Source organism: Cyanobium sp. WAJ14-Wanaka (assembly GCF_024345375.1).
Taxonomy (GTDB): domain Bacteria; phylum Cyanobacteriota; class Cyanobacteriia; order PCC-6307; family Cyanobiaceae; genus Cyanobium_A.
This window is the reverse complement of sequence record NZ_JAGQAZ010000002.1, coordinates 278,369-301,970: the sequence shown is the minus strand read 5'-3', so window position 1 is coordinate 301,970 and position 23,602 is coordinate 278,369. Positions and strand designations below refer to the sequence as shown.

Below are 23,602 nucleotides of genomic sequence, written 5' to 3'. Positions count from 1 at the left end.
GGAGCTAGGGGCCATGGAGCCTTATCTCGAAGACCTAATGACCAGGCTGGTGCAGGCGGGCGGAAGCGACCTGCACCTGGGCGCGGGCCAACCCCCCTACGGACGCTTCAACGGCCAACTCAAAGCCATGGCAGCAGAAGCCCTTGATGGGGAGAGCTGCAACAGGCTGGTCTTGGCGCTGCTTAACAACACCCAGCGCAAACAACTGGAGCAAACTTGGGAGTTGGACTGCTCCTACGAACTGCAGGGGGTCTCGCGCTTCCGGGTGAACGTATATCGCCAACGGGGCGGTTACGCCGCCTGCCTGAGGGCGCTGGGTCAGCAGATTCCCAGCCTGGAAGCCCTGGGCCTGCCCCCGGTGATCGAAGCCATGGCCCGTAAACCCAAGGGTTTACTGCTGGTAACAGGGCCCACTGGCTCCGGCAAAACCACAACCCTGGCGGCCCTGGTTGAGCACATCAATCAAAGCCGGGTGGAACACATCCTGACGATCGAAGATCCGATTGAGTTCACCTACACCAGTGCCCGCAGCCTGATTCACCAAAGGGAGGTAAACGAAGACACCCGCAGCTTTGCCAATGCCCTGCGCTCTGCCCTACGGGAAGACCCCGACGTAATCCTGGTGGGAGAACTGAGGGATCTGGAAACCATCCAATTGGCCATCAGCGCTGCCGAAACCGGCCATTTAGTACTCGGCACCTTGCACACCAGCTCAGCCGCCCAAACCGTTGATCGGATGGTGGATGTCTTCCCCGCCAGCCAACAGACCCAAATTCGGGTGCAACTCAGCAACAGCCTGGTGGCGGTGTTCTGCCAAACCCTTTGCCGGCGAAGTCAGGCCGGGCCGGAGCAACAGGGCAGGGTGATGGCCCAGGAAATCATGGTCAACACCCCCGCCATCGCCAACCTGATTCGCGAGGGCAAAACGGCCCAGCTCTACTCCCAGATCCAAACGGGAGGGCAATTTGCGATGCAAACCCTGGAAAAGGCGCTGGCAAACCTGGTGCAGGCGGGCACGGTAAACCTGGAGGAAGCCCTCAACAAAACCGGCAAACCGGAGGAACTACAAAGGCTGCTGGAGCGCCCCTAGGCCGTGGCGCGCTTTGTAAGTACCTACGTCGGCAAAAACGGCGAACCCCGCCAACTGCGGGTTGAGGCGGTTGATTGGTTTGATGCCAAAAGGCAACTGAGGCGGCGGGGAATCCGGGCCAGCCAACTGGAGCTCCTAACTGCCTCCCAACCTCCAGGCCCTGACATTTCAGGGAGCTCAGGCGGCTTTATGCAGCTTGAAAGACTGCTTGAGGCCAGGCCTGGGATCAGGGAGAAGGCCCTCTTTGCCAACAAATTGGCCGCCATGGTGGATGCCGGTGTGCCCATCGTGCGCAGCCTGGATTTGCTGGCAGCCCAGCAAAAAATGCCCCTGTTCAAGCGGTCCCTGGTGAGCCTTTGCCGTGAGGTGAACGAAGGCAGCAGCTTGGGAGCCGCGATGCGGGCATGGCCCCAGGTATTTGACCGGCTCACGGTTGCCATGGTGGAAGCGGGCGAGGCCGGCGGGGTAATGGATGAATCCCTAAAGCGCCTGGCCAAACTGCTGGAAGACAACGCCAAATTGCAAAATCAAATCAAGGGGGCATTGGGCTATCCAATGGCGGTGCTTTTAATTGCAGTTTTAGTTTTCCTAGGTATGACAATATTTTTAATCCCCACCTTTTCAGGAATCTTCGAAGATTTAGGAGCCCAGCTGCCCCCATTCACCCAACTAATGGTGACCCTAAGCCAGCTGCTGCGCTCGATCTTTTCCCTCTTTGCGGCTGCCGCCCTATTGCTGGGGGGTTGGCTATTTAGCCGCTATTACGCCAGCGCCCATGGCCGGCGCCGCATAGATGGCTGGCTACTGAAACTGCCCCTATTTGGAGATCTGCTGCAAAAAACAGCCACAGCCCAGTTCTGCAGAGCCTTCAGCTCCCTAACCCGGGCAGGTGTTCCGATCCTCTATTCCCTAGAAATAGTGCGCGAAATAGCTGGCAACATCCTGATTGCCGATGCGATCACAGCCTCCCGCAACGAAGTGCAGGAGGGAATGCCCCTCAGCCTGGCCCTATCGCGCAAAAAGGTATTTCCAGAGATGGCCCTGAGCATGCTTGCCATTGGCGAAGAAACCGGTGGCATGGACACCATGCTCTCAAAGGTGGCCGACTTCTACGAAGACGAGGTGGGGGCTGCCGTAAAAGCGATCACGGCCATGCTCGAACCGGCGATGATCGTGGTTGTGGGCGGGATTGTGGGATCGATCCTGCTGGCGATGTATTTGCCAATGTTTTCGATCTTTGATCAGATCAAGTAGCCCTGGCGAGCGGCAATCGCCTGCCCCACCAGCCAACCGGAACTCCAGCAGTGTTGGAAGTTGAACCCACCGGTGATTCCATCGACATCGAGTAGCTCACCGGCCAGATAAAGCCCGCTGCTAATCCGACTTTCCATCGTGGCCAAGCTCAATTCCGCCAAGGGCACGCCACCGGCGGTTACAAACTCCTCGCCAAAGGGTCCCCTGCCGGTAACTTCGTAGCGGCTGGCCCGCAGGGCCTGAATCAGGCCGATCTGATGGACCTTGGAGAGATCGGCCCAGCGCCGCTCTGGATCGGCCCCCACCTGAACCAAAAGATGCCCCCAAAGGCGGCGACTCAGCTCGGGCCAGGGACGCCAATTAGTCAATTGGCGCTTGGCCTGGTGGCTGCGGGCCTCGGCAAACCAACCCTCCAGCTGGGCCTGGGAGCGGCCGCCGCTCCAATCCAGCTTCAAGACGGCGCGATAGCCCACCTGCTTCAAGGCGCGGGCGGCAAAGGCCGTCAGCCGCAGGGTTGCCGGCCCACTTAGGCCCCAGTGGGTAATCAGCACCGGACCCTGTTGGCAAAAACGTTTTGTGCCAACTGCCCTATCGCCGGTTGCCAAGTCGGCGGAAAGTTCCAGCTCCATTGCCACCGGATCCATCGCCACCCCCGCCAGCTGCCGCAGGGGGTCAGCGGCGAGGGCCAGGGTGAACAGCGAGGGCACGGGCGCCACCAGGGTGTGGCCCAGGCCAGCGGCCAACTGCCTGCCGCTTGGGTGACTACCCGTGGCCAAGACAAGCTGACCGGCCTGCATGGCCGCACTGCGGGAACCATCGGGCCCCGGACAGCGCAGCTTCAGCTCAAAGCCCTCCCCAGGAGCGCCAATTGGCACTGCCGTTTGAAGGGCGGTGCCGAGGTGGAGCTCTACCCCGGCCAACTGGGCCGCCCGGCGCAGGGTCTTAATTACCGATTCCGAGCGATTGGAGCGGGGAAACATCCGCCCATCGCCTTCCTCAACCAGCTCCAGGCCGTGGTCGTCAAACCAGGCGACGGCATCGCCCGTGGCAAAACGGCTAAAGGGGCCGCGTAGGGCCTGGGATCCCCGGGGGTAATGGCCTACCAAAACCCTGGGATCCCAACAGGCATGGGTGACGTTGCAGCGGCCACCGCCACTGATTCGCACCTTGGCCAGGGGTTCGGGGGTCGCCTCCAGCAGATGGACATCCCTAGCTCCGGCTTCGGCCGCGGCAATTGCGGCCATAAATCCCGCCGCCCCGCCGCCGGCCACCACCACGGCGGCACGGGTGGGCAGCATGGGGGAATGGAGCACGTCGACGGGAGTAGCTATCGCTTCAGTGTGGCTCCAATGATGGACTACACGGATCGGCACTTCCGGGTGTCGATGCGCCAAATAACCAAGCGCAGCCTGCTCTACACCGAAATGGTGGTGGCCCAGGCCCTGCACCATGCCCGCAAACTGCCGGAGGCCAGCCAGCCCGGTGGCCGCCTGGAGCGCCTGATCGGCTTTGATCCAAGCGAACACCCGCTGGCCCTCCAGGTGGGCGGTGACGATCCGGTCCTGCTGGCGGAGGCTGCAGCCCTGGCGGCCGATTGGGGCTACGACGAGGTCAATCTCAACGTGGGCTGCCCCAGCGAAAAGGTGCAGAAAGGCAGGTTTGGGGCCTGCCTGATGGCCGAACCCGACCAGGTGGCCCGCTGCATTGCCGCCATGGCCGCCGCCAGTGCCCTGCCCGTAACGGTGAAACACCGCATCGGCATCGACGAGCGCGATTCCTATGGGGAGTTGCTGCAATTTGTTGACACGGTGGCCGCCGCCGGAGCAAGCCGCTTCAGCGTGCACGCCCGCAAGGCCTGGCTGGAGGGCCTCGATCCCAAGCAAAACCGCACGATCCCTCCCCTGCGCTACGAGTTGGTGCACCAACTAAAGATCGATCGGCCTGACCTCAGGATCGAAATCAACGGGGGGCTCCAGACCCTGGCTGCCTGCCAGGAACAACTGACCCTGGTGGATGGGGCGATGGTGGGCAGGGCCGTGTACGACCACCCCCTGCGCTGGGCTGGGGTCGACCGGGACATTTTTGGCGACAGCCAAGCTGCGCCGATCAAAGCCTCAACAGTGGTGCGGGGTCTGATTCCCTATGCCGAGGGTTGGCTCCAGCGGGGCAATCGGCTTTGGTCCATCGCCCGCCATTTGGTTCATGTGGTGGAAGGGGTAAACGGCGCCCGGGCCTGGCGACACCAGCTCGGTGTGGCCGCTGGCCAAAAAGACGCCGGCACGGAGGTGCTGGACCAGGCTGCCCGGGCCCTGGAAGAGCGGGGTTACTAGGCCCAAACCCTGGGCTAGCCGTCAGGCCTCGCTGCTGCCGCTACGGCGGCGACGGGTGCGGCCCGCATCAAAGCTGTCTCCAGCAGGCGCTCCACTGCCATAGCTGCGGTCCTCCCATCCCTTGGCGCCCGATCCCCGTTCAGGGGCTGATCCACGCTCAGCACCGCCGCCATAGGCGCCACGACCAGCGCCATAGCCCCCACCCCCACCAGCTCCTGAGTAGCTGCCCCCGCCATAGCCGCCCTCGTTGCGGCGGGGGGCCCCACCGCCGCCACCGCCAGCACTGCGGGGTTCCGCCTTGTTGATCCGCAGGGGGCGACCCATCAATTCCACACCCTGAAGGGCATCAATTGCCTTCAGTTCGGCGGCGTCATCGACCATTTCCACAAAGGCAAAACCGCGCTTGCGCCCGGTATCGCGCTCCAGGGGCAGGGCGCAATTCGCAACTTCACCAAAAGGTGCAAACAACTCAGCCACGTCTTCCTGCTCTGCGCGGAAGGGGAGATTGCCAACAAAAATGCTCACGAACCAAGGTCGGCCCCGGGGCCGCTGAAATGTGGGCCCAAGGGCCTCTAACCAAGCAAGCCTAAATCGCCTAATTACATCTGGCCGGGCCTAGCAAGCCAAGCGGCTGCGCATTCGTTGCAGCTGTTGATCCACCTGCTCGAAGCCAGTACCACCCTCACTGCGGCGGGCCGCCACAACCTGGCGGGGGGCAATGGCCGCATAAATGTCGGCTTCAAAGGAGGGATGAAGCTCTTTCCAGCGATCGAGGCGAAGGTCCTTGAGCAGGAGCCCCTCCGCCAAGGAACTTTTCACCAGGCCACCCACCAGTTGGTAGGCCTCCCGAAAGGGCACCCCCTTGGCCACCAAATAATCGGCCACATCAGTGGCATTGGAGAAGTCGGCAGCCACTGCTGCCTCCAGGCGTTGGGGGCGAAACTCGAGGCCCTCCTCAAACAAAATTGCCATCGCTTCTAGGCAATCCAGGCAGGTGCGCACGCCGTCGAAAAGGGCCTCCTTGTCTTCCTGGAAATCCTTGTTGTAGGCAAGGGGTAGGCCCTTAATCATGGTGAGCAGGCCCACCAGATGACCAAACACCCGGCCGCTCTTGCCGCGCACCAATTCGGGCACATCTGGGTTCTTTTTCTGGGGCATCAGGCTGCTGCCGGTGGCACAGCGGTCGGTCAGGCCGATAAAGCCAAATTCCTCACTGGCCCAGAGAATCACCTCCTCACTTAGGCGGCTGAGGTGCACCAACACCAAACTCGCCGCCGCCATGAATTCCACGGCGAAATCACGATCGCTTACGGCATCCAGGCTGTTGGCATAGATCTCGGCGAAGCCCAATTCGCTGGCCGTTTGCCTGCGATCAATCGGCACGGGCGTTCCGGCCAGGGCCGCCGCCCCCAGGGGACAGATATTGACCCTGCCGCGCACATCGGCCAGACGACAGCGATCCCGCTCGGCCATCTCGATGTAGGCCAGCAGATGGTGGGCCAGGCAGACAGGCTGGGCCCGCTGCAGGTGGGTGTAGCCAGGGATCAAGGTGCTGCGGTGGGTTTCCGCCTGGCTCAAGAGGGCCCTTTCGTAGCGAATCAGGGCAGCATCGATGGCATCGATCTGGCCGCGCAACCAGAGCCGCACATCGGTGCCCACCTGGTCGTTGCGGGAGCGACCGGTATGCAGTTTTTTGCCCAGGGGTCCGAGCAATTCAATGAGGCGGTGCTCAACGGCAAAGTGCACGTCTTCCGCCTCCAGGCCAGGGTTGAACTGGCCGGCCGCCGCCTCGGAGCGCACCGTCTCCAGGCCCCCAATCAACTGGGAAGCCTCCTGCTCGGAAATCACCCCACAGGAGCCCAACATGCGGGCATGGGCCACGGATCCATCGATGTCCTGCTGGAGCAGGGCAATGTCGAAGCCGATCGAAGCGTTAAAACGCTCAATGGCGGGGTTGAGGCCCTCCTCAAAGCGATCACTCCAGGTGCTGGCCGGAATCGAAGAAGCGGAATTGGGCTCGGCGGCCATTGGGCGCTGCTGGCTGGAAGCGAGCCCTCAGCTTGGCAGGAAGGTCAAGGGATGCCCCCTTCCACCTTCAGCACCACCATCGAGGCGTCATCTTCGAGCTGGTGATCTACCCCCACAAAGCGATCGAGGCGGGCAAAGACCTCATCGAGGATGCCCTGGGCCCCCAGACCCGATGCGCAGACAGTCTGGAGATGGGCTAGCAGGCGTTGCTCAGCAAAGCGTTCGCCGTTTAAGCCCGTGGCCTCCGTAACCCCATCGGTGTAATAGAGCAGCACATCGCCTGGCTCCAGCACGATCTGCCCTAATCCGTAATTCACATCCAGCTGGAGACCAATTAATAACCCCGGTGCATCGAGGCGCTCGATCCGCCGGCGGGCTTGGCGCCAGAGCAGGGGGGGGTTGTGGGCCGCATTCGCATAGCGCAGCAGACGGGTGCGGGGATCGAAATCGGAATAGAAGAGGGTCACAAAGCGGTGGGAATGGTCCAGGTCCTCCTGGGCCAGCTGGTTGAGATCGTGGAGAATCCGATCCGGGCGATGGCCGCTTAAAACCTCTGCCCGCAACATGCCGCGCAACAGGGTCATCAACAGACCAGCGGGCACCCCCTTACCCATCACATCCCCCATCACAAGGGCCCAGCGGCTGGCCTGCCGCCGGCGCCCCGTCAGCTGGGGCCTAGTGGGAATGAAGTCGTAATAGTCGCCGCCAACGGCAAAGGCCGAGCGACATCGGGCAGCTAGATCAACCCCCTCAATCACCGGGCAACGGTCCGGCAGGAGCTGGGCTTGAATCTCTGCGCCAATGCTCATTTGGCGATCTAGCCGCTCGTGGCGCTGCTTCGCCTGCAGGAGGCTCTCACTTTCCAAGGCCACCCCGGTGAGATCGGCGACCAACTGGAGATGGCGGCGATGAATCCCACTCCAGGGCAAACCGTGGGAGTTGCCAAAAACGTACAAACGTCCGCGCTGGCGGTTGCGGGCCACCACGGAAGTGGCGACCACCTCGACCTCCCCCAAAAGTCGCCCCACCAATCCATCGAGCAGGGCCACCAGCGATTGGTGATCGCTGCAGGCAGCTAAATCAGCATCAGGTAAGGCGGCAAGCTGGCGCAACAGCTCGGCGCAACGATCAGCTGGGGTGGCCTGTAGCTGGTCGTGCCAGAGGCGTCCGTCGTCATGGAAGACCAGCAAAATCGCACCCTCGGCATTCACCAGCCGGCTGGTGAGCAGGGGCACCAACTCGAGAAAGCGGCTGAGGTTGGTGAAACTGCGCAGGGCAAATGCCAGGGAGGCCAGCAGCTCCTGGTTGTGGCGTTGCTCCTGGCTGAGGCTGTCGAGCAACTGGCTTAAAGACGCCGAAGCCGAGAAAACGGAGCCATTGGGCGGCATGGTGCTCACCAAACGGCCTCAAGAGACCCGAAAGATAGCGACCTAACTGGCCAGGAGCGCTTCCACAAACTCAAAACTGTTGAACGGTCGCAGATCGCGAATCCCCTCTCCCGCGCCCACAAAACGAATCGGCAGACCCGCCTCGGAGGCCACCGCCAGGGCCACACCCCCGCGGGCACTGCCATCGAGCTTGGTGATCACAACCCCAGTCAAACCAGCGGCCTTGGCAAAGGCCATGGCCTGCCTCAGGCCGTTTTGACCCTGGCTGGCATCAAGCACCAACAACGACTCCACGGCCGCCTCCGGCGCCAATTTGTCGACGATCCGGCGCACCTTGGCCAGCTCCTCCATCAGGTTGTGCTTGGTCTGCAGGCGCCCAGCCGTATCGACAAGCACCAGCTCGGTGCCCTTGGCCTTGGCAGCCCCAATTGCATCAAAAACGACCGCCGCTGGATCGGCATTAGCAGTGGTGTTGGCAATCACCGGCACGTCGCTGCGATCACCCCAAACCTGCACCTGTTGGACGGCCGCGGCCCGAAAAGTATCCGCAGCCGCAATCAGGCAGCTGTAGCCACTGCGCACTGCCAGGTTGGCCAACTTGCCCAGGGTGGTGGTTTTACCTACCCCGTTCACCCCCACCATCAGCCAAACATTGAGGCGATCCCGCTGGGGGGCCAAAAGGTCTTGGCCGCTCTCCTTAATCGGGCCCTGCAGCACCTGCCGCAGCTGGTCCTTGAGGAAGCGAATCCCCTCCGTGGGATCCACCACCTCCTCGTTAAGACGCTTGCGTAGGGCATCGAGCACCCGGTCGGTGGCCTGAACCCCCACATCGGCCCGCAATAGGGCCCCTTCTAGGTCGTCAAGGATTTCAGGGGTGAGGGGATCGTCACCGAGGTTGTCGAGCAACTGGGTGACAAAACCCTGGCGGGTTTTCTCCAACCCCTGGCGCAGGCGAGACAGCCAATCGATCTCCTCTAGGGAAATCTGATCAACCCGCTTGCCCTGGGCTGCGAGCACCTCGGCCGACCAGGTGAAGGTCTCGTCAAATTCCCCCAACTGGGGCTCGGCGCTGGCCCGCGCCGGCCCAGAAGCATCAGCTAGGGCGCCAACTTCTGCCGGAGCGACAACTTCTGCATGGGCGGCGATGCTCTGTTGGCGCTGGACCCGCTCGGCTGCGGCCTGCTCCAGCAGCGAAAGACCCTGCACCGGAGCGGGGGTTTCGGGGGCTGTTGTTGGGGGGGCTGCTGTTTGGGGGTCCGCTAATGGCTGTTGTTGTGCAGGTTCCGCAGGGACTACTTGCTCTTGAACTGGATCGGGCTGGGGTGCATGCTGCTCTTTGGCGGTTTCCTGTATGGCAGCTTCCTCCTTGGCCGCCTGCTGCTGGGCCTTTAGACGCGCATAGGCCTGCTTCGCCCACTCCAGGGCCTCAGCATTGGGATCTACGGGGGCCGCCTGTTCGGCGGCGGGGGTCTCTTCCTGGGGAGCCTGGCCCCCTTCGCCAGTGCGGTTAAACCAGTCGTAAACCATGGCTAAATCAGGCCTCCCCGCTTGTCAGAACCTGGCTGGGGATATGGCCAGCCGCCTTGGCGGCGGTGTAACGGCGCAGCACCCCATTGATCATGCGCCGGCCCTGCTCATCGCTGTAGCGGTTGGCCAACTCCACCGCCTCATTGCAGGCCACGGCCGCCGGAGTGGCGAACTGGCCCAAATCGACTACGGCCAGGCGCAGGATGTCGCGATCAATCCTGGGCAAACGACCCAAACGCCATCCCTCCATCACCCCATCCAATTCAACGTCGATGGTTTCCCTTTGGGCCAAAACCGCCCGGGACCGCTGAATGGCCCCCATCCGCACGCTCTCCTGATCGGCCAGGAGCAAAAGACGGGGCAATTCCAGGCTGGCTGAGAGGCGATTAAGGGCCTGCTCGGCCGATTCCAGGCCGGCTTGGAGGTGCTTTCGAACCCGCGGCAATTGCTGGTCACCCTGCTCCTGCAACTCACTGTCGAGCAGTTGCTGCTGGGCCGTTTGCAGATTTTCGGCCGATAGGTCCAAGGCCTCGCGCACATGCTGCTGAAGGGTGGATAGGGCCTGTTGCAGCAGGACATCCATGGCCCCATCGGCCAAGCTCTTCGGGCCCGGACCCCGGTCACTGGTCTGACCCAACATCAGCAGGGCCAGTTCACGGGAAAGGGTGCGGCTCTGCATCAAGACATCTGGGGGGCGCGCAGCTGGGCCAGCAAGCTGGAAAAGCTGCGATTGGGGGTTTCACGCTCATCGGGGTTGACGATGCCCGCGGAAATGATCGTGCGGAAGGCATCCTCCACGGAGAGATCAAGATCCTTAACGGAGCGCTCTGGCACAACGGTGTACCAGCCGGTGGTTGGGTTAGGGGCGGTGGGAATAAACACGCTGAGCATCGGTTCGGTAAATCCAGCCTGCATGGCTGATCCCAGCACGCCCGTGACAAAACCAAGGGCAAATAGACCCTCCCTGGGATATTCCACCATCACAACCCGGCGAAACTTGCTTGAACTGCCCTGAAGAAAGGTCTCAAGCAGCTGCTTGAGGGTTTTGTAAACCGAACCAGCCACGGGAATCCGCAGCAGGGTGCCCTCCCCAAACTCGAGCAACCAACGGCCGACAATGTTGCGGGCCATCAAGCCAATCAGCAGGATCCCGAGCAGGGGAACCAGGAGGCCCACGCCCAGGTTGATCAGCTCCAGCAACAGCGGATTAAGGGTGTTGAAGGGGTTGAACTGTTTGGGTATGGAGGTGAGAAAAGCCAGCACAAAACGGCTGACCGTGGTGGCCAGCCAAATGGTGGTGGCCAGCGGAATCACCACCAACAGACCTGCAATCAGGTCGTTCTTGAGGTCCTGCTGAAACCGATTGGCCAGCGGCTGGTCAGATTTGGGATTGGACTGAACCAAGGAACAATCCGGAAATCCGGTATTCAGCTGTCTGGGGGCAACCTAGCGAGGCACGTCTCAGATCAGGGCCACCAGGGCCAACACCCCAAAGGCAATGGCCAAAACTGCCGCACGCCAGGTGCCACCAAAGCGCCTCTGCTGCACCGCCAAATCCCTGCCCAACTTGGCCTGACCCAGTTGCTGTTCCTGCTTCTCGAGCTGGGGCTTGAGCTGGGTATCAATAAATTGACGGGCCTTGAGCTGCTTTTCCTGCTCCGACATCGTGGCTGGAATTTGACCGGCCTTCTCCGCCTGGGCAATCACCTGGTCCACCGCCTTGGGATCGGCCAATTGCTGCTTCTCTCGCTCCAGTTGCAGGGTCTGCATAGCTAGGGCGCCATCGGCCTGGGCCACCTGTTCGCCCGTGGCCTTTTCAGAGCCGATCGAAACGGGCACCGCCACCACCATCGTGATGGCAAGCACGATGCTTACCAGGCCCACCACCCAGCGGATGGGGGTGCGTTCGGGGCCCGGTTGATCAAGCCTGGAGCCGTAAAGCATCAACACCAGACCCAACAGGGCCATCGGGGATTCACCCACCAGACGGTCTACAAATAATTGGCGAAAGGGCTCCAAGGCCCAGTTCCAGGAGGCCAACAGCACCAGCATTTGCAGCGCCAGCAGCACCACCAAGGTGATGCCCACCCAACGAAGCAGGTGGCCGAAACGGGTAATTGACGCGGTGCTCACGGGGTTTACGCAGCAAACTATGGGGATGGCGCAACTTTACGGGTGTTAGCCCTAGCCCTCCAGCTCAAGGAGCAGGCCCGCTCCCTGGGCTTCAACCCGGTCGGTCTGGCGGCCGTGCCGGGGGGGGAGAGGATCGCCCTGAGAACTGCCGCCCTCCAACGGTGGCTGGCGGCGGGATACCAGGCCGACATGGGCTGGATGGCAGACCCAAAACGACGGGCCATAGAAAAATTGCTTCCCGGGGTGCGCAGCCTGCTGGCGGTGGGCCTGAACTACTACGTGAAAACCGAGCGCGCCGAGGGTTCCCTTGCCGTGGCGCGCTACGGCTGGGGCCGCGATTACCACCGCACCATTGATCGCCGCTTGCGGCAGCTTGGCCGTTGGCTTGAGCAGCAGGTGCCAGGGGTGGGTTGGCGGGCCTGCGTCGACAGCGCTCCCTTGATGGATAAGGCCTGGGCTGAGGAGGCCGGCCTTGGCTGGATTGGCAAACACGGCAACCTGATAAATCGCGACCAGGGCTCCTGGCTATTGATCGGCCACCTGCTCACCGATTTGGAATTGCCCGCCGATGGCCCTGGCCAACCACTCTGCGGTAGATGCACCGCCTGTATCGAAGCCTGCCCAACCGGCGCAATTCGCGAGCCCTTCGTGGTGGATAGCCGCCGCTGCATCGCCTTCCACACCATCGAAAACCGGGATGCGGAGCTGCCAGCGGCCATCGAAAAGGGCATGGGGCCGTGGGTGGCAGGTTGCGATATCTGCCAGGACGTCTGCCCCTGGAATCAGCGGGAGCTGGAAAGCAGCACCGATCCGGATCTACAGCCCCGGCCATGGGTGCTCAATCTCCAGGCCACAGAAGCCCTGAAATGGAGCGATCAAAACTGGGATGGCAAGCTCCGGGCCTCGGCCTTGAGGCGGATCAAACCCTGGATGTGGCGCCGCAATATCCAGGCCGCCGAAAAATCCCTTGCCCAGCAACTACCTCCCTAGGGTGGGTTACCCCTATTTCTTGCCCCATGGCCCCCCGCTGGCTCCGAGCTGGAGTGGCAGCACCCCTGATGTTGGGGCTCTCCCTGGGAAACCTGCCAGCTGCGAGGGCAAACCTGGTGCCCTACGTCTACATCCCCCAAAGGGTTGAGTTGGAAGGGGCTGGTCTAGGTATCGCCCAAGCCGCATCACGCCTACTGCGCCTAGGCCAGGCGGCGGAAGCCGCCCAATTGGCCGCCCTCACCGTGCAGCTTTTGCCCGATGACCCAAGGGGCTGGCTGCTGCTTGCAGAAGCCCAACTACGCAGCAAACAGCTCAAGGAAGCGGGAACTTCCCTGGCTCGGGCAAAGGAATTGGATCCGCGCAATCCGGGCATCTGGTTTGCCCAGGGCTCCCTCGCCCTGCGGGAAGGCAAGCCGGAAGCTGCCATTGAGCTTTTGGGCCAGGGCCTCAAGCTCGATTCCAACAATGCGGGTGCCTATTTCGACATCGGCAATGCCCACATCCAGCTGGCCCAACCAGGCCCTGCCCTAAAGGCCTTTGAACAGGCCGCCAAACTGCGCCGTGATTTCTGGGAAGCGATCAACAACCAGGGATTGGTGCTGTTCGACATGGGTAAAACCAAGGAGGCCCTTGGTCGCTGGCGCCAGGTGCTCAGCCTTAAACCGGATGCAGCCGAGACAAACCTGGCCTTGGCCACGGGCCTTTTCAGCGAAGCAGCAGGACGCCAGGACAGCAAATATCAGGAGGCCTTGGCCCTAGCCAACAAGGCCCTGGCAGCTGACCCCAACTACGTGCTGGATAGCTACCAAAAAGACCAGCTCTGGGGGCCAAAACTGCGCCTTATAACCCAGGAGTTACTTCAGCAAAGTGGGCTTAAGGCAGCGGTGGAAAGGGCCCTGGCCAATGCCAACCCCGATGGCAACGAAGAGGAGTAGGAATTCCGGGGTCTAGGCACCATCTGTAGGCTGAGCCCAAAATTCAGCCTTCTCCCAGCAGCATCGGATGGCCGAAGAACGGATCCAACCGATAGCCCTGCATCAGGAGATGCAGCGCTCCTACCTCGAATACGCGATGAGCGTGATCGTGGGTCGGGCCCTGCCCGATGTACGCGATGGCCTCAAGCCCGTACAGAGGCGGATCCTGTTTGCGATGCATGAGCTGGGCCTGACCCCAGATCGCCCCTACCGCAAGTGCGCCCGGGTGGTGGGCGACGTGCTTGGCAAATATCACCCCCACGGCGACCAGGCCGTCTATGACGCCCTTGTACGGCTGGTACAGACCTTCGCCAGCCGCCATCCCCTGCTGGATGGCCACGGCAACTTCGGCTCGGTCGATGACGACCCCCCGGCCGCCATGCGATACACCGAAACCCGGCTGGCCCCGATCGCCAACGAGGGGATGCTCGATGAAATCAGCAGCGACACGGTTGATTTCGCCCCCAACTTCGACAGCTCCCAACAGGAACCCACGGTGCTGCCGGCCCAGCTGCCATTCCTGCTGCTGAATGGCTGCACCGGAATCGCCGTGGGCATGGCCACCAGCATTCCGCCCCACAACCTCGGCGAAGTGGTGGATGCCCTGATTGCCCTAATCCGCAAACCGGACCTAAGCGATGAAAAGCTGCTGGAACTGGTGCCCGGACCCGACTTTCCCACCGGTGGTGAGGTGCTTATTGGCAGCGGCCTGCGCGAGACCTACCTGGGCGGCCGGGGCAGCATTCCCATGCGCGGTGTTGCCCACATTGAAGAAATCCAAATGGGCAAGGGCCGCCACAAACGCTCTGCGGTGGTGATCACTGAACTTCCCTACCAACTCAGCAAAGCTGGCTGGATTGAAAAATTGGCCGACCAGGTCAATGAGGGCAAGATCGGCGGCATTTCAGACATTCGCGATGAAAGCGATCGCGACGGCATGAGGGTAGTGGTGGAGTTGCGTCGGGATGCAAGTCCGGAAGCGGTGCTGGCCGATCTGCAACGGCGCACTGCCCTCCAGAGCAATTTCGGAGCAATTCTGCTGGCCCTGGTGAACGGCCAACCGGTGCAGCTGAGCCTGCGCCGCATGCTCCAGCACTTCCTCGAATACCGGGAACTGACAATCCTGCGCCGCACCCGCCATGCCCTAAAGCGCTGTGAGGACAGGCTTGAGGTGGTGGAGGGGCTGCTGAAGGCCCTCCGGGCCCTGAAACAGGTAATTGAAATGATCACCGCCGCCGCCGATGCGGCCAGCGCCAAGGCAAGCCTGCAGGTGCACCTGGATCTGAGCGAACGCCAGGCCGATGCCGTTTTGGCGATGCCCCTGCGCAGGCTCACCGGCCTTGAGCAAGAAAGCCTGCGCAAGGAGGCGGAAGAACTGGGACTTGAGCGCAAGGAACTGCGCCATCTGCTCGATAACCGGGAGGTCCTGCTGGACACCCTGGTAAGCGAACTGAAAGCCCTAAAAAAACGCTTTTCCACGCCCCGGCGCACCCGCCTGGTGGAAGGTGGAGATGAATTGGTGGCCCAGCGGGCAGCCGCGGTTCGCCCCAATGCCGAACTGCAACGGCAGCAGGCTTTTGCCGCATTGGCCAGTGAAAGCCGCCTGCTTATCCAAGCCGACGGGGCGGTCAAGATTGTTAGCCCCCAAATGCTGGGGCGAATGCACCTCGAGGAGGTGAGTCCGTTAGGCGACAACCCCTCACCGGCCCAGCTGATCTATCCCATAGCCCAGCAACCTCTGTTGTTGGCCTTCAGCGAAAGCGGCCGAGTTGCCCTATTGAGGTGGGAATTTGCCGGCCAGCTGAATGGCTCCCTCGAGAAATTTTTACCCGACAGCATGGAGGGTGAAAGGGTCGTCCAGGTGGTTCCACTTCCCACTGAAACCAGTAGCAGCATTGGTTTATTGAGTAGCGACGGGCGCTTCAAAAGGCTGTCGCTTGAAGATTTTCAGGAGCTCTCCGGCAGGGCTGCCACGGTGCTCAAGCTGAAGGAGGGGGTGTGTCTACAGCGGGCGGTGGTCTGCCGAGAAAACAGCGATTTAGTGGTGGCAAGCAGCACCGGCAGGGTGCTGCGCCTGGAGGTAAATGAAGGGAATCTGCCCCTAATGGGTAGGGCTGCCCAGGGCCCAACGCTTATGCGTCTGCTGCCGGGAGAAGCGGTGGTAGGCGCAGCCTGCGTTGGCAAATCCAGCGAAAACTCCCTTAGCAGCCTGGTGCTGGCCACCAGCTATGGCCAAATAAAACGGCTCAACTTGGACGATTGCCGCATCTGCCAGAGGGGAGATCTAGGACAAATCGGGCTGAGATTTGAACAGCGCGGTGATCAGCTAGTTGATCTCTGCGGGGCTTCATTTGGCCTGATCAGCGCAGTGGTGAGTGAAACCAGAAACATTCGCCTTAAACCCGATGAAATCGAGGCGCAAGACACCGCAGGCAGCGGCGATAATATGGGGCTTAAGGCTGGAGAACACCTACAAAGGTTGGTCCCTCTCTTAACAATCTAAGCAGTTAACAATCTAAGCCCTTAAAATCTAGCCTATTAAGAATTTAAACAGTGGCCGCAATACCAGCGGGCTCCAACATCAGTTTACTGGAGCTCACTGATTCTTCCATTTCAATGGGATAGGCACCATCGAAGCAAGCAGAGCAGAAATGACTGGAATTGTCCTTTGCTGCATCAACCATGCCAGATTTACTTAGATAGGCAAGGGAATCCACTCCCAAGTGCTCAGCTATCTCTGCCAAGGTGAGGCGGGCAGCAATCAACTGATCCTGGGTATCCGTGTCTATTCCGTAGAAGCAGGGGTGGGTTACGGGCGGCGAACTAATCCGCATGTGCACTTCGGTGGCACCGGCATCCCGGAGGGCCGCCACCAGCTTCCTGCTGGTGGTACCTCGCACAATCGAATCATCAATCACAACAACCCTTTTACCGGATAGCACATCCGGCAAAGGATTGAGCTTTACCCGGATACCTGCCTCACGCATCGCCTGGGTGGGCTGAATAAATGTGCGACCAACATAGCGATTTTTTATCAACCCATCTCCAAAGGGAATGCCGCTGAATTGTGAATAGCCAATCGCGGCGGGGATTCCGGAATCAGGAACGCCAATTACGATATCTGCTTCTACGGGATTCTCACGGGCCAGGGTTTCACCAATACGCACCCTATAGCTATACAGTGATTCGCCAAAGAAACGGCTGTCTGGCCTGGCAAAATAGATCATTTCAAACACACAAAGCTTGACCGGCTCGCTAGTCCATTGACTGCGCTGGGGCTGGGAATTCCCCGGTTTAAAATGGATAATTTCACCTGGATTCACATCACCATCAAATTTGGCGCCGATAATATCTAAACCACAGCTTTCACTACTTACAACCCACTGGGCCTTTTCAATATCACCAATATGGCCAAAAACCAGCGGCCTTATCCCATGGCCATCCCTAAGGGCAAAAAGGCCCACCGGAGTACCGATCACCAGGCTAAAAGCACCCCGACAGCAGCCAGCAGCTGAGCGCAAAGCCCCATCCCAATCCTTGCCCTCATTGACTGCCTTTTGAAGACAGAAAGCAATCAGCTCAGAATCGGTGGTGGAGGTGAGCTCATTGGCAATGTCGGCCAGCTTCTGGCGCAATTCGGGAGCATTGACCAAATTGCCGTTGTGGGCGAGGGCAAATGGACCCAGACGGGTCATCAAAACCACCGGCTGGGCGTTACAGACCTTGCTGCTGCCAGTTGTGGAATAGCGGTTATGGCCGATGGCCAATTGACCCTGCATCCGCTCAAGCATGTCCTGGTCAAAGACCTGGCTCACCAAACCCATGTCTTTATGGAGCCTGACCTTGTGCTCTCCATCAAAAACAGCTATGCCCGCCGATTCCTGACCGCGGTGCTGGAGGGCATAGAGACCGAAATAGGTGAGGTTTGCAACTGGCTGGTCGGATGCCAGAACGGCATACACACCACAGGCTTCTTCTGGCTTGTCGGGACGCTCTTTAACCACAGGCGCCTGGACAAACCGATAGGGGATTTCATTCTGCATCAGCGAGCCCATCAAAGCGGGGGCGCCAGATCAGCCCCCAAACGCCTGGGCAGGGCCTGCTCAAAACTTTCGCGGAGTTCGGCCACCGGCAGTTGCAGCAGATCAACCCCGGCCTGGCTGATCAAAAATTGATCACCCGCCTCCACCACCCCCAGACACTGGGCTGGCACCTGGTTACCTGCGGCACCAAATTGATCTAGGGCCTGCTGCCAGGCCGCAGCCTGGGCGGGCTTAATGCTCACCAAAATGCGTGCCCCGCCCTCGCCAAACAAAAGATGGTCCAGGCGAGCTGGGGAGGAAGGCAGCTCCAGGTGGGCGCCATACCCGGAAGCAATGCAAGCCTCAGCTGCAGCGACCGCCAAACCCCCATCACTGAGGTCGTGGGCAGAGGCAACCAGACCAGCCGCAATGGCCTGGCGTAGGAAGGCCTGAACGTCCCTCTCTAGAACTAAATCAATCTCCGGGGGCCTACCGGTCACCAAACCGTGGACAACCTCCAGATAGCTGGTGCCGGCAAGGCTCACCCTCGGATCCAAACCATCGGTCAAAGGTGCTCCCAAGAGCCAAATCCGATCACCTGGTTCCCGCCAGGCCAAACCGGTTACGTGGGCCAGATCGTGGACCAAGCCCACCATTCCCACCACCGGAGTGGGGTGAATCGGTTGCATCCTTCCGTCGGGGAGGCGGGTTTCGTTGTAGAGGGAGACATTGCCCCCCGTAACCGGGGTATCAAGGGCCATACAAGCGGCCGATAAACCCCGACAGGACAGGGCAAGTTGCCAATAACCGGTCGGAGTTTCCGGGGAAGGAAAGTTGAGGTTGTCGGTTACGGCCAGGGGCTCTGCCCCCACACAACTGAGGTTGCGAGCAGCCTCTGCCACCGCCGCCATGCCACCCCTTTCCGGATCTAAATAGACCCAACGATTGGGGCAGTCGACCACAGCGGCCACGCCGCGGTTCGCCTTGGCCATCGCATCGGGCCCCTGCTGGGGTCGCAAGCGCACCACGGCGGCATCAGCTCCCCCCGGCGGCACCACCGTGTTTGCCTGGACCTGGTGGTCGTATTGGCGATAAACCCACCGCTTACTGCCGATCGTGGGATCGTCGAGCAGGGCCAACAGCACCTGGCCCCAGGTTTGGGGATTGCCGGTGGCAATGCCAGCTAAGGAAGCCTGGGGCAGCTGGGATTCTTGCCAGCGCCAATGGGCCTGGATTTCCGCTGGGGGTTCACTGATCAATTCATGGTGATTGATCGGGGTGTCGTCAGCCAGGGCATTAGCTGGCACCTCCGCTGCCACCTCACCGTTTTGCAACACCCGCACAATGTTGTCGGGCAAGACCCGACCCACCACGGCAGCCTGGAGACCCCAGCGGCGGAAACGGGCCATCAAGGCCTCCTCCTTACCTGGTTTCACCACAAACAGCATCCGCTCCTGGGATTCGCTGAGCAAGAACTCATAGGGGGTCATGCCTGCTTCCCGGGCCGGCACCTTGTCGAGATCAAGCTCGATCCCCAAGCCACCTTTTGCGGCCATTTCCGAGCAACTACAGGTAAGACCCGCAGCTCCCATATCCTGGGCGGCCAGCACATCGCCGCTCTGGAAGGCCTCTAAACAGGCCTCAATCAAACCCTTCTCCAGGAATGGATCTCCCACCTGCACCGCAGGGCGATCATCCAGGGAGGCTTCGGTGAGCTCCGCACTGGCAAAGCTGGCACCACCCATGCCGTCACGGCCCGTGGTACTGCCCACGTAAACCACCGGATTGCCCACACCCCTGGCGCCGGAGCAGACGATCTCCTCGGTCTCCATCAGCCCAAGGGCCATGGCATTGACCAGGGGATTACCGGAATAACTGGGGTCAAATGCCACCTCTCCACCAACCGTTGGCACGCCAACGCAGTTGCCGTAGTGGGCAATGCCTGCCACAACCCCCTCCATCAAGCCCACATTGCTCTCCTCATCTAGGGGGCCAAAGCGCAGGGCATTCAGCAGGGCAATGGGCCTGGCACCCATGGTGAAGATGTCGCGAAGAATCCCTCCCACCCCGGTGGCGGCCCCCTGGAAGGGCTCAACTGCAGATGGGTGGTTGTGGCTTTCAATCTTGAAAGCGAGGCGCTGCCCATCCCCCAGATCCACCACTCCGGCATTTTCTCCAGGGCCCACCAGAATCCTGGGGCCGGTGGTGGGAAAACCCTGGAGCAGGGGCCTGGAATTGCGGTAGCAACAGTGCTCCGACCACATCACCCCAAACATCCCCAGCTCGGCGCGGTTGGGAGATCGGCCCAAACGTCGGCAAATCTCGTCGTAGTCAGACTGGCTGAGGTTCTCCTTACGGAGCGCATCGGACACGGAGTAGTCCGGCGCATCGAAGCGGACAGCAACCACAACGGATCAGCAGCAGGCTTCCAGTATCAGATCCAGGGGTCTTCATCGGTTTCTGGGCGACCTGATGCTGGGCCCCGCCCGGGCCCATTCCGTTCCTGGGGTTGCTCCCACCCATCTTTTTGCCAAGGGGGCTCCTCAAGCCAACCCTCAACCCGCTCTTCGAAGCGGTCCCCAACCTGCTGGAACTGATCTCGCCAGCGCCTGGACCTGCGCAGAAACTCCTGGCGCACGCTGGCCTTAGCGAGCGGTAAGTCGTCCAAACCTTCCAGTGGTGTCAAAACCTGGCCAGGTTTTTGATCGACAATCCGATCAGGAGTGAGCCGCCAACGGCTGCTCCCAGGCACTCGGGGATCGCTGCGACTGACCAGGTAATGGAGAATCCTGCCGGTTTTGAGCTCAATGGCCGCATCCGCCACAAAACCAATGGCCTCCTGGCGGCGATCCAAGAGGGTGGCATCTATCAAGGTTGGTAGGCGCTCCACCGTGGCCTGATCTGTTTCGCTGGGATCGCCCTTCACAAACAGCTCGGTCTCAGCCAGAGAACGCAATTGGTTGAGGCGCCAAACCAAACGCTGGTTACCAAAGGAGGCGGGCTTACTAATCCACCCCAAAACACGGTGCACGGGGGGATGCATCCAGACACTGACCCCTGAGCCCTGGTCGCCGACCTGCTCGTCCATCACCCGCAGGCGCAGGAGATCACGCAACAGCAGCTGCTCGGGAAGCGCCAAGGCAATCAGCTACGGATTTGAACGGGCATCACCAGGTAGGTGAAGCGACCACCATCTACGGGAGTAAGAATCGCCGGAGTAGTTGGGGCGTTGCACTGCAAAACCACCTGATCGGTGGCCATGGCCTTGAGACCATCAAGCAGGTAGCGAACATTGAAGGCAATCTGAATGTCTTCACCACTGATGTCGGCGGCGAGGGCCTCTGAACCACTGCCCACATCCTGGGCATCAGCCTGGATCAACACCTGGCCCTTGGCTGAATCGGCGCTGAACTTGACCACGTTGTTGTGTTGGTCAGCGAGGACCGCCACGCGCTCTAAAGCAGAGATAAGACCCCGACGATCGAGCTGAAGTTGGCGGTTGAAAGCCTCGGGAATCAACTGTCGATAGTTGGGGTAATTGCCATCCAGGCTGCGACTGGTCAGCACCTGATCAGCCCAAAGAAACACCACCTGGCCCCGGTCGCAAAAAAGGCTCAGGGGCTCGTTGGATTGGCGACCGGAGAGCAACCTCTCCAATTCACGCAATGAGCGGGCGGGCACCGTTACGGAAAAGGGTTCGCCGTCGTTTTCACTGGTTTCTGCGGAGTGGCTTTCTGTGGCAGGGTTTTTTGTGGCATGGTCCAGACGCAAAACCGCTAGACGGTGGCCGTCGGTGGCTGCGCATTCGAGACCATCTGCATCCAGGGCGAGGTGGACGCCGGTGAGGATTTGCTTGGCTTCATCGGCACTACTGGCAAACAGGCTTGCCCGTAGCCCCTTAACCAGCGATTCAGCCTCCAGCTTGATCGGAGTGCCGCTTTGTACCAGGGGCAAGTCTGGAAAATCATCAGCTGGCATGCCCCGCATCTGGTAGCTACCCGAGAGACTGGTGAGCTCAACCTGCTCAGAACCCTCAGGGCAATGCAGGGTGATCGGACTATCCGCCGACATCCTGGAGACGATCTCACCAAACATGCGGGCGGGCAGGGTGATGGCACCACTGGCTTCGACACTGGCCGCCAGGCTGGTCTGAATGCCCAAGCTGAGATCAAAGCCCGTGAGGCTCAGCCTGCCAGTGCCTGCATCGGCCGTAAGCAGCACATTCGCCAAGACCGGGTGGGTAGGCCTTCCTGCTACTGCGCGGCTGACCAGCTGGAGGCTGGCGTTGAGTTCCGATTGGGAGCAAACCAGCTTCATGGGATTCGGACCTTCGAGCCAGGTGGCCTGCAAACGATGACACCCACGCTTCCATAGGGCCGCCTTTTGCGCAACGCCTGTGAACCGTCCTCCCCAGGCTCTGTTCTTAAAGGATTAATTGATTTAAAGGACAAAATCAAAATCGCCGTAGTAGGGGCTGGTGGTTCTTGGGAAAACCTTTGGAAGCATTGCTACTAAAGAGATGTTGCCATTGCAGGCCTGGGGATTGAGATTTGCCAAATGGGTAAAGCCGATCGTTTTCCACCTTTTCCCTTGCCTGCGGAAAAGCCGATCTTTTTAAAAATCGAGCACGGGGTGTTCCCTGCCCAGCTTTTGCGGGGTTTCCCCCAGGTTTTGGGCAGACGCTTTGTCGATTGGTTGTGCTGATTTTTCCCGGAGCCCTTGGAATTTTTAGAAACCCAAAACCTTGGCAACTACTTCGGTGTTGGCAGCTAAACCCGTATGGAACTTGGCATCGTTGTGCTCGATTGCAGTGGTGGGGTCTTTAAGGCCATTGCCGGTGAGTACGCAAACGACCGTTGCCCCGTTGGGCACTTCGTGCTTGCGCTTGAGAAGGCCCGCTACGGAGGCCGCGCTGGCCGGTTCGCAGAAGACCCCTTCACCGGCCCCCAGCAGCTTGTAGGCGGTGATGATCTCGGCGTCGCTGACCGCCATGAAATCGCCCCCACTGGCCTGGCGGACGTCTAAGGCTTTCTCGCGGTTTACCGGATTGCCGATGCGGATCGCTGTGGCAATGGTGTCCGGTTGTTCAACCTTGTGCCCCAATACGAGGGGGGCTGAGCCAGCTGCCTGGAAGCCCATCATTTTGGGCAATTTGCGGCTGTGGCCAGCTTCCTTGTATTCGTTGAAGCCCATCCAATAGGCGGAGATGTTGCCGGCATTGCCCACGGGGATGCAGAGCCAATCCGGTGCTTCCCCCAGGGCGTCTACGACCTCAAAGGCGGCAGTTTTTTGGCCCTGAAGTCTGTAGGGATTTACTGAGTTCACCAGGGTGATCGGGTAGCGATCGGCCACATCGCGCACGATTTCCAAGGCCGCATCGAAATTGCCCTGCACGGCCACCACTTCAGCTCCGTAGAGCAGGGCCTGGGCCAATTTCCCCTGGGCCACATAGCCATCTGGAATCAGCACAAAGGCCCTCATGCCCCCCCGGCGGGCGTAGGCGGCGGCGGCGGCCGAGGTGTTGCCGGTGCTGGCACAGATCACCGCCTCTGAGCCGGCCTCCTTGGCCTTGCTTATGGCCATGGTCATGCCCCTGTCCTTAAAGGAGCCGGTGGGGTTCAGGCCGTCGTACTTGAGAAATACCTTTACGCCCCTACCTATTTCGCCAGCAATTACGGGAGCTGGGATCAGGGGTGTGGCCCCCTCCCGCAGGGTGATGACTGGTGTTTTTGCTGATACCGGCAGCCAGTGGCGGTAGGCCTCAATCAGGCCAGGCCAGTCCTGCATGGTCGGCTTAGCCCCGAAGCTCAAATTGCCCAGACGCCGGATGGATCGGAGCACGGGCACGGGCAAAAGGGTTTGCGTT

20 protein-coding genes are annotated in these 23,602 nt (G+C 60.7%); 7 read left to right on the top strand and 13 right to left on the bottom strand.

The features are described 5' to 3' along the window. Positions 1-13 precede the first annotated feature (13 nt). Positions 14-1,090 (top strand): type IV pilus twitching motility protein PilT, encoded by a 1,077-nt coding sequence (locus KBY49_RS08250; RefSeq protein ID WP_254934315.1) that lies wholly within the window; start codon positions 14-16, stop codon positions 1,088-1,090. A gap of 3 nt (positions 1,091-1,093) precedes the next feature. Then, the gene (locus KBY49_RS08245; RefSeq protein ID WP_254934314.1) at positions 1,094-2,344 is read left to right on the top strand and encodes a type II secretion system F family protein; all 1,251 of its coding nucleotides are present in this window, start codon (positions 1,094-1,096) and stop codon (positions 2,342-2,344) included. On the opposite strand, the gene KBY49_RS08240 is transcribed toward KBY49_RS08245, so the two are convergent. Continuing rightward, positions 2,332-3,642, bottom strand: coding sequence for an NAD(P)/FAD-dependent oxidoreductase (locus KBY49_RS08240; protein WP_254934313.1), 1,311 nt, complete (start codon positions 3,640-3,642; stop codon positions 2,332-2,334). The genes KBY49_RS08245 and KBY49_RS08240 overlap by 13 nt on opposite strands. A gap of 6 nt (positions 3,643-3,648) precedes the next feature. Between KBY49_RS08240 and dusA the strand changes: the two genes are divergently transcribed. Then, a complete protein-coding gene (dusA, locus tag KBY49_RS08235) occupies positions 3,649-4,674 on the top strand; it encodes a tRNA dihydrouridine(20/20a) synthase DusA (protein WP_254934312.1) in 1,026 nt (341 codons plus the stop codon). Positions 4,675-4,695: 21 nt separating this feature from the next. Here dusA and KBY49_RS08230 read toward each other — a convergent pair whose 3' ends face one another. From KBY49_RS08230 to KBY49_RS08200, 7 genes are all read right to left on the bottom strand, one after another. Next, the gene (locus KBY49_RS08230) at positions 4,696-5,199 is read right to left on the bottom strand and encodes an RNA-binding protein (RefSeq protein WP_254934311.1); all 504 of its coding nucleotides are present in this window, start codon (positions 5,197-5,199) and stop codon (positions 4,696-4,698) included. Positions 5,200-5,289: 90 nt separating this feature from the next. Then, a complete protein-coding gene (gene argH, locus KBY49_RS08225) occupies positions 5,290-6,702 on the bottom strand; it encodes an argininosuccinate lyase (RefSeq protein ID WP_254934310.1) in 1,413 nt (470 codons plus the stop codon). A 44-nt stretch (positions 6,703-6,746) separates the two neighbouring features. Then, complete coding sequence (locus KBY49_RS08220) at positions 6,747-8,090, bottom strand: PP2C family protein-serine/threonine phosphatase (RefSeq protein ID WP_254934635.1); 1,344 nt, start codon at positions 8,088-8,090, stop codon at positions 6,747-6,749. A 42-nt stretch (positions 8,091-8,132) separates the two neighbouring features. Then, entirely contained in the window at positions 8,133-9,617 is a 1,485-nt protein-coding gene (ftsY, locus tag KBY49_RS08215; protein WP_254934309.1) for a signal recognition particle-docking protein FtsY, read from the bottom strand. 7 nt (positions 9,618-9,624) lie between these two features. Next, entirely contained in the window at positions 9,625-10,296 is a 672-nt protein-coding gene (nusB, locus tag KBY49_RS08210; RefSeq protein ID WP_254934308.1) for a transcription antitermination factor NusB, read from the bottom strand. Next, positions 10,296-11,021, bottom strand: coding sequence for a DUF502 domain-containing protein (locus KBY49_RS08205; protein WP_254934307.1), 726 nt, complete (start codon positions 11,019-11,021; stop codon positions 10,296-10,298). Before KBY49_RS08205 ends, nusB begins: the two co-directional genes overlap by 1 nt. Positions 11,022-11,078: 57 nt before the next feature. Further along, complete coding sequence (locus tag KBY49_RS08200) at positions 11,079-11,750, bottom strand: HpsJ family protein (protein ID WP_254934306.1); 672 nt, start codon at positions 11,748-11,750, stop codon at positions 11,079-11,081. A gap of 42 nt (positions 11,751-11,792) precedes the next feature. Here KBY49_RS08200 and queG point away from each other — a divergent pair, with 42 nt between their 5' ends. The 3 genes from queG to KBY49_RS08185 all read left to right on the top strand — a co-directional run bounded on the left by queG (position 11,793) and on the right by KBY49_RS08185 (position 16,217). After that, positions 11,793-12,740 carry a tRNA epoxyqueuosine(34) reductase QueG gene (gene queG / locus KBY49_RS08195; RefSeq protein ID WP_254934305.1) on the top strand — a complete coding sequence of 316 codons (948 nt, stop codon included), beginning with the start codon at positions 11,793-11,795 and terminating at the stop codon, positions 12,738-12,740. Positions 12,741-12,766: 26 nt separating this feature from the next. Further along, positions 12,767-13,675 (top strand): tetratricopeptide repeat protein, encoded by a 909-nt coding sequence (locus tag KBY49_RS08190; protein ID WP_254934304.1) that lies wholly within the window; start codon positions 12,767-12,769, stop codon positions 13,673-13,675. A 67-nt stretch (positions 13,676-13,742) separates the two neighbouring features. Further along, on the top strand, positions 13,743-16,217 hold the full coding sequence (locus tag KBY49_RS08185) for a DNA topoisomerase (ATP-hydrolyzing) subunit A (protein WP_254934303.1): 2,475 nt from the start codon (positions 13,743-13,745) through the stop codon (positions 16,215-16,217). 43 nt (positions 16,218-16,260) lie between these two features. Here KBY49_RS08185 and purF read toward each other — a convergent pair whose 3' ends face one another. Genes purF through dnaN form a run of 4 tightly spaced genes read right to left on the bottom strand, consistent with a single transcriptional unit; the run spans position 16,261 to position 22,053 of the window. Then, on the bottom strand, positions 16,261-17,757 hold the full coding sequence (purF, locus tag KBY49_RS08180; RefSeq protein WP_254934302.1) for an amidophosphoribosyltransferase: 1,497 nt from the start codon (positions 17,755-17,757) through the stop codon (positions 16,261-16,263). A gap of 11 nt (positions 17,758-17,768) precedes the next feature. Next, positions 17,769-20,144, bottom strand: a complete 2,376-nt coding sequence (gene purL, locus KBY49_RS08175) for a phosphoribosylformylglycinamidine synthase subunit PurL (RefSeq protein WP_254934301.1) — start codon at positions 20,142-20,144, stop codon at positions 17,769-17,771. 26 nt (positions 20,145-20,170) lie between these two features. Next, positions 20,171-20,875, bottom strand: a complete 705-nt coding sequence (locus KBY49_RS08170) for an RNA methyltransferase (protein ID WP_254934300.1) — start codon at positions 20,873-20,875, stop codon at positions 20,171-20,173. A gap of 5 nt (positions 20,876-20,880) precedes the next feature. Further along, positions 20,881-22,053, bottom strand: coding sequence for a DNA polymerase III subunit beta (dnaN, locus tag KBY49_RS08165; RefSeq protein ID WP_254934299.1), 1,173 nt, complete (start codon positions 22,051-22,053; stop codon positions 20,881-20,883). Between the two features lie 240 nt (positions 22,054-22,293). On the opposite strand from dnaN, the gene KBY49_RS08160 reads away from it, so the two are divergent. Continuing rightward, positions 22,294-22,440, top strand: coding sequence for a hypothetical protein (locus tag KBY49_RS08160; RefSeq protein ID WP_254934298.1), 147 nt, complete (start codon positions 22,294-22,296; stop codon positions 22,438-22,440). A gap of 24 nt (positions 22,441-22,464) precedes the next feature. On the opposite strand, the gene thrC is transcribed toward KBY49_RS08160, so the two are convergent. Then, entirely contained in the window at positions 22,465-23,523 is a 1,059-nt protein-coding gene (gene thrC / locus KBY49_RS08155) for a threonine synthase (protein WP_254934297.1), read from the bottom strand. Positions 23,524-23,602: the final 79 nt, after the last annotated feature.